This is a genomic window from Dehalococcoidales bacterium (assembly GCA_035529395.1).
In the GTDB taxonomy this organism is placed as follows: Bacteria; Chloroflexota; Dehalococcoidia; order Dehalococcoidales; family Fen-1064; genus DUES01.
This window is the reverse complement of the sequence record DATKWT010000053.1, coordinates 1-5,959: the sequence shown is the minus strand read 5'-3', so window position 1 is coordinate 5,959 and position 5,959 is coordinate 1. Positions and strand designations below refer to the sequence as shown.

Annotated in this window: 7 protein-coding genes; 5 read left to right on the top strand and 2 right to left on the bottom strand. The window is 55.1% G+C overall.

Going from position 1 to position 5,959, the window contains the following annotated elements; all coding sequences use genetic code 11:
- Positions 1–690 (top strand): CaiB/BaiF CoA-transferase family protein (locus VMW13_03580; protein HUV43893.1); only part of this gene is annotated, 690 nt, incomplete at its 5' end.
- A 21-nt stretch (positions 691–711) separates the two neighbouring features.
- Positions 712–1,461 carry a class I SAM-dependent methyltransferase gene (locus VMW13_03575; protein ID HUV43892.1) on the top strand — a complete coding sequence of 250 codons (750 nt, stop codon included), beginning with the start codon at positions 712–714 and terminating at the stop codon, positions 1,459–1,461.
- Between the two features lie 211 nt (positions 1,462–1,672).
- On the opposite strand, the gene VMW13_03570 is transcribed toward VMW13_03575, so the two are convergent.
- Complete coding sequence (locus VMW13_03570) at positions 1,673–1,798, bottom strand: hypothetical protein (GenBank protein HUV43891.1); 126 nt, start codon at positions 1,796–1,798, stop codon at positions 1,673–1,675.
- 230 nt (positions 1,799–2,028) lie between these two features.
- Here VMW13_03570 and VMW13_03565 point away from each other — a divergent pair, with 230 nt between their 5' ends.
- Positions 2,029–2,484: a GNAT family N-acetyltransferase gene (locus tag VMW13_03565; protein ID HUV43890.1), complete on the top strand. Its 456-nt coding sequence runs from the start codon at positions 2,029–2,031 to the stop codon at positions 2,482–2,484.
- A gap of 444 nt (positions 2,485–2,928) precedes the next feature.
- Here VMW13_03565 and VMW13_03560 read toward each other — a convergent pair whose 3' ends face one another.
- Positions 2,929–3,597: a hypothetical protein gene (locus VMW13_03560; GenBank protein HUV43889.1), complete on the bottom strand. Its 669-nt coding sequence runs from the start codon at positions 3,595–3,597 to the stop codon at positions 2,929–2,931.
- 598 nt (positions 3,598–4,195) lie between these two features.
- Between VMW13_03560 and VMW13_03555 the strand changes: the two genes are divergently transcribed.
- Both VMW13_03555 and VMW13_03550 read left to right on the top strand, forming a co-directional pair.
- A complete protein-coding gene (locus tag VMW13_03555; GenBank protein HUV43888.1) occupies positions 4,196–4,855 on the top strand; it encodes a zeta toxin family protein in 660 nt (219 codons plus the stop codon).
- A 16-nt stretch (positions 4,856–4,871) separates the two neighbouring features.
- Positions 4,872–5,959, top strand: a 1,088-nt coding sequence (locus VMW13_03550) for a glycosyltransferase (GenBank protein ID HUV43887.1), incomplete at its 3' end; no start/stop codon positions are given.

Below are 5,959 nucleotides of genomic sequence, written 5' to 3'. Positions count from 1 at the left end.
GCCGGAGCGGTGATGCTTGCCCTCTGGCACCGCCGCCGTACCGGACAGGGACAGTACATCGAGCTTGCCCAGATAGAGACCAGTGTCGGCCTTCTGGCTGAACCGCTTCTCGATTTCGCCATGAACGGGCGCGAACCGATACGAACGGGTAACCGGCACCCCTGTATGGCACCCCACGGCTGCTACCGCTGCCGCGGCGACGACGCCTGGCTTTCAGTTGCCGTGGCTACGGATGAAGAGTGGAGCGCGTTCTGCCGGACTATCGGTAATCCGCCGTGGACGCAGGAGGAAAGGTTCTCCGACCAGATGGGCCGATGGCAGAACCAGGATGAGCTGGACAAGCTCATCAGTGAGTGGACCACGCAACAGGACCATTATCAGGCGATGCACATCCTGCAAAAGGCCGGGGTGACCGCCGGGGCCGTTCTTAATGTAAAAGAGGTGATGGAGGACCCCCACCTTAGAGAGAGAGGCTACTTCACCAACGTGACCCATCCCCAGGCAGGGAACCATGATTATCCCGGGTTCCCCCTGAGACTGTCCAAAACCCCGACCGGTGTCAATCGCCCGGCACCCTGCATCGGCGAGCACAGCCGTTACGTCCTCGCCGAGATTCTCGGCATAAGTGACCGGGAGATTGACCGGCTCGAAGAAGAGCAGGTAGTCAGCGACGGACCAATAATACTATAGCGAAAGGCTACGCCGGACACGATGACGAGTATCTACGGAAAACTCTGCACCGAGTTCTATGACCTCTCCAAGCCCGAGGCGCCGCCGGATGCCCTGGCGTTCTTCCTCCACTGTCACGAAGACACCGCCCATCCCGTGCTGGAACCAATGTGCGGTACAGGGCGCTTCCTGGTTCCGTTCCTGGAACGGGGAATCGATACTGATGGTGTCGATTCATCGCCTCACATGCTTCAGGCATGCCACAACCGCTGCGAGGCAAAGGGACTTCAACCGGTACTCTATCAGCAGCTTCTCCAGGAGCTGGATATTGCCCGCCGGTACGGCTATATCCTTATCCCCGCCGGTTCCTTCGGCCTTATTACCGACCGGGCAAATGCTGCGGAAGCCCTCCGGAGACTCCACCATCACCTCGTTCCCGGCGGTAAGCTGGTCCTTGAAATTGAAACCCCGAGAGCGCTGAACGGAGACCTCGGAACGTGGCACGAATCCCGCTTTACCCGGTCCGATGGCACCGAGCTTGTCTTTAGTGCTCTACCGACGTACGACTCCGGGGAGCAGGTCCAGCAGGACATACACCGCTACCAGGTTATCAGCCATGGTCAAGTTGTTGACGACGAAGTCGAGGAGCTATCGTTGCGATTATACGAGCGGGACGAGTTCCGGCAACTGCTCGAAGTCGCCGGTTTCCGCGATATCAGGGCAACTACACCGTACCGGGACGCCGGCTCGAAGGGAGAAGATGCCACGATAATATTCCAGTGCCGGAGATAATGACGGGATACCTTTCGTGGAAGGACATTGTGGCGAAAAGAGGCGGGTTAAGGACAGTACAGGAGAGGGGACGGATTGAGGGGTGGGTCTGTTGGAATGGGATGCAGGGCAGGAAGAAGGCGCTTCCCTGCGCCGCAGCCACGCTCGATGAAATGTCTTTTCTTTCCGGGCTAGTGGAACGTGGCCGGGCGGGGTTTACGCTGTGACATGGCTAGAAGTAGTACCGCAGGGTAGGGTAGCGATTCGCTACATCCTGAGACGGAATCTCGAGGCCGTAACCAAAGACAAGACCCAGGAACCTGCCAATCACTCGGGTCGATGCAATCAGGTAGTTCATTTTCTTTCCTCCTTATTAAATCCTATTAATTACAGCATACCGCACCGGGGTTAAGGCGGGATTAAGATTGTGCCTGCATGGTTACAGGACAGTTACGAACCGGTATCGGTAGAGTACCAGTTGATACGAATGAAGGGCCGAATGGCATTTGACGACCCGTGACTTTGCACCGGGAGCGAAATGCAGTAGAATGGTGCATATCATTGGGAGTGCGGGGAGGCACGAGGACGATGGTAACGGTCAGGCTGGCCACCGAGGCAGATATCCCGCGCATCCTCGAGCTCTACCGGGAACTGGCCATCACGACCTCTCAGGCTGAGCAGGAATATAAACCGACACCCGATAGCTTCCGGCAGGTGTTTGCCGATATCGCCGCATACCCCGGGCACGAGCTGGTGGTTGCTGAAGAAGACGGCGAGGTCATCGGAACCCTGGTGCTGCTGATTGTGCCCAACCTCTCCCACGATGCCCTGCCCTGGGCCCTGGTGGAGAACATGGTTGTCGACCGCCGGCACCGGCGCCGCGGTATGGGCAAGCTGCTCATGGACTACGCCGTAACACACGCACGAGACGCAGGATGCTACAAGATTACCCTGAGCAGCAACAAGAAGCGTCCCGGCGCCCACCGGTTCTACCGTTCCGCTGGCTTCGAACCATCCGCGCACGGCTTCCGTCGCTACTTCTGATAACCGGCCTACCAGCATGTCACGGCCGAGGACGGCCGCTATCCGCACATGGTCTTTCTGCTCTCGCTCAGACAGAAGGTTGACATAACAGAAGCTATAAGGGTCCGGGCTACTTCAAGGAGTGGCATTACGAGGAGACACCGAAGCAATCTATAAACGGTAGTACTACTGCTGTCAGGTCACCCCATCCCCCTGTATCCCCCTTCACCATTTGGGGAAGGGGGAATATTTACTGAAGAGTGTACAAGCAACGGTCAACCAATCCCTTTTAGCCTCAGCATTGTTAAAGACACGCCTATTTAGGACAACAATGCCTGAGTTTGACTATATTGAACAAACATCGGGGTGTTTGCCCATCCATGCGTACGTTCAGGTAGGAAAGAATGAGGGCAGTCATTGGCTGCCCAATAAATCACTACCTAATTAGATTTTACCCTTGAAAACCTAAGCCTCAGCTCTTTTCTTGATGCCTTTTAACATCTTCCTTTGCATCGCAGTGCTAACTGGTTCTACTAAGCTGGGACCAGCCATAAGTTTTAATACCATTTTGGGAGTGTAGTCATTACGAAGTCGGGTGATGAGCCGAGTGCATTTTTCGTTAATCTCTTCGAGGAAAAATCCCCAAGTACTGATATTGTAGTCCCCGGGCTTCATTTTAACCGGGATTGGCAAACCTCCAGTGCGTGAATCGCTGTGGAGGACAATCGCACGGCACGGATCAACAATCGCAACGGGATAACCGAACTGTGGTGCAAGTTCCACGATATCTCCAACCTTCAGGTGCTGGAATTCAGGAATAATCTGATTTGCATTATGGATATCGCAGCCGGCTAGGTTTTCAAGCCATTCGTAGCTGTACCAACCACCACGTCCTTGTCCTACCTGTACTAGCCAAGGCCAGACGCTGGTTAAAGGAGCATTTATAGTAATTGCATTTGTGTACTGCCATTTTGGGTGTGGTACCAAGTCATCACCAGGCAGATTCTTCTTAAGTTCGGCTTCGGTAGCACCCCACCGTGTGCGCCAATATCGTAGGAAGGGTGTTACAAGAGAACCACCAATCACCAAAGCCCCACACAATCCCTCTCTGATATCCTGCCATTTGTTTGCCATTACATTACCTCCATCAATGTTAGTTCATATCTGGATTGTATCAGCCACCTATCCCCATATCAATATCCAATCAAGGATACGACCGTTGCTCAGTCACTCAAAAGGGGTGAAGCCCCTTTTCAATCCCTTTGTACTCAACGGCAACTGTCATTCTGAGCGGGGCTCCGAGTAGAACGAGGAATCCTCGAAGAATCTCGCGGCACAAAGCCCAGATTCTGTGCGGCTACTAGCGTAGTGTTTCGTAAATATCGTTATTTGTATGACGATGCTGATTCCAAACCCTTAAAAAGGACGGCTTGACTGAAAACTACTTTCGCAGTCTCAGCAAACTAACGAACTGTTGGAAGCACTATATATAGATATAGGAGCCTTTCTCCAGAGGAGAAGGGCGTAAGGGGGATGAGGCATTGCCACATGAGAAGGCGGCCAGCATCGACTGTACCAGAGTGTCACTAATGCACCGGACGAGTACACTTTCTTGCCAGTACCCGCAACAGGTGATAGTATTCCTGTACGGCAGGGCCGTTTGGCAGTTTAGCATCCCGCCAGTTGGTATCCCGCAATGTTGGGGGTAACGTCCTAAAAGGGAGGCAATGGTGTGAAAGGCGACAAGCTCATCATCGAGACCTGGCACATCGAGGCAGCCCGGCAGGCAGGTTTACTTCTGCTTCCCCTGCTCACGGGCAGCGTCAGCAGATTCATCATCACCATTGCCGGCGAGTCCGGCAGTGGCAAGTCGGAGGTCGCCGAGGCTCTTTCCGACGTCTTCTCGGAACAGGACATCGGCAGCGTAATCCTTCAGCAGGACGACTACTTTGTATATCCTCCCAGGACGAACGAGGAGATGCGGCGGAAGAACATCGCGCACGTCGGTCTGTCCGAAGTACGCCTCGACCTGCTCGACCGGAACCTTAAAGACATCCTCGAAGGCAAAAGTGAGATAACCAAGCCCCTGGTCATTTTTGAAGAGGACCGTATAACCAAGGAAATAATCAACCTCGAAGGGGCCAGGACGGTTATAGTCGAAGGGACCTACACCACCACCCTGAAGAACGTTCACCGGCGGGTCTTCATAGACCGCACTTACATCGACACCAGGGAGAAGCGAAAACTCCGCGCCCGGGAGACACAGGACGCCTTCCTCGAACAAGTCCTCAAAATAGAGCACGATATCATTTCATCACACCGTTCCCGCGCGGACATAATTATCACCGGAGACTACGATGCACAGGTGAATGATGCAAAAAAAGGAACGTAAGCTGAAGAGAATATGTATGCTGAGCACACACGGGTACTTCGACCCCGTACCCCAGCTTGGGCAGACTGACACCGGCGGGCAGGTGGTCTACGTGCTGGAATTGGCTAAGGCCCTCACCGCGTATGGTGTAAAGGTGGACATCTACACCCGCTGGTGCGACCACTCCAGGCCGCAGGTCGACCCCGTCCCGGACTACCCCGATGTCAGGGTCATCCGGATACCGTGTGGTCCATCGTGCTTCATCGCCAAGGAAGAGATATACGATGTCCTCCCCGAGCTTGCACAGAATGTGATAACCTTCATCCGCGAGAATGACCTCGACTACGACCTCTTCCACGGTCACTACGTGGACGCCGGGATTGTCACCCTGGATGTTGCCCGAACCCTCGACCGTCCTGCTTTCTTTACCGCTCACTCCCTCGGTGCCTGGAAACGCGAGCAGATGGGCGGGGACCCGGACGAGATGGAGAGGAAGTACCGGTTCAGCCATCGCACCGCCGAAGAGCTGCGCATCTTCCGCTCGGTGAGGGCGCAGACAGTCACTACTACGGTCCAGCAGGAGAAACTGGAGCAACTCTACGGGTTCACGTCTGATGACATCGTCGTCATTCCTCCGGGGGTGGATGTGCACACATTCCGACCTCCTGCCACAGGGGAGGCGAAGGTTGAAACCGGTCTGCCGGAGAGGTACATCTTCTGCCTCAGCCGGATTGATGCCAACAAGGGGCATGACTTCCTGCTGTACGCCTTTGACATTGTCCGGCAGTCAATTCCGGATATCCACCTGGTCATCGGGGGAGGGTCGCTCAAACCGGAGCAGCGGGAGCTCGGGGTCCTGTCCATGATGAAGGGGATTATTGCCGAAAAGGATTTGGAGAGCCGGGTGCACCTTACGGGCTATATCCCGGACGAGCTCCTGGTCCCGTACTATCAGCAGGCGGAGTTCTTCGCTATGCCATCGCTTTTCGAACCATTCGGGATGACCGTGCAGGAGGCCATGGCCTGCGGCAGAGCGGTCGTTGCTTCCAGACTGGGCGGTATCAGGGAAGTCATCTCGTCAGGGGAGAATGGCCTGCTGGTGGACCCTTCAAACACAGAGGAGTT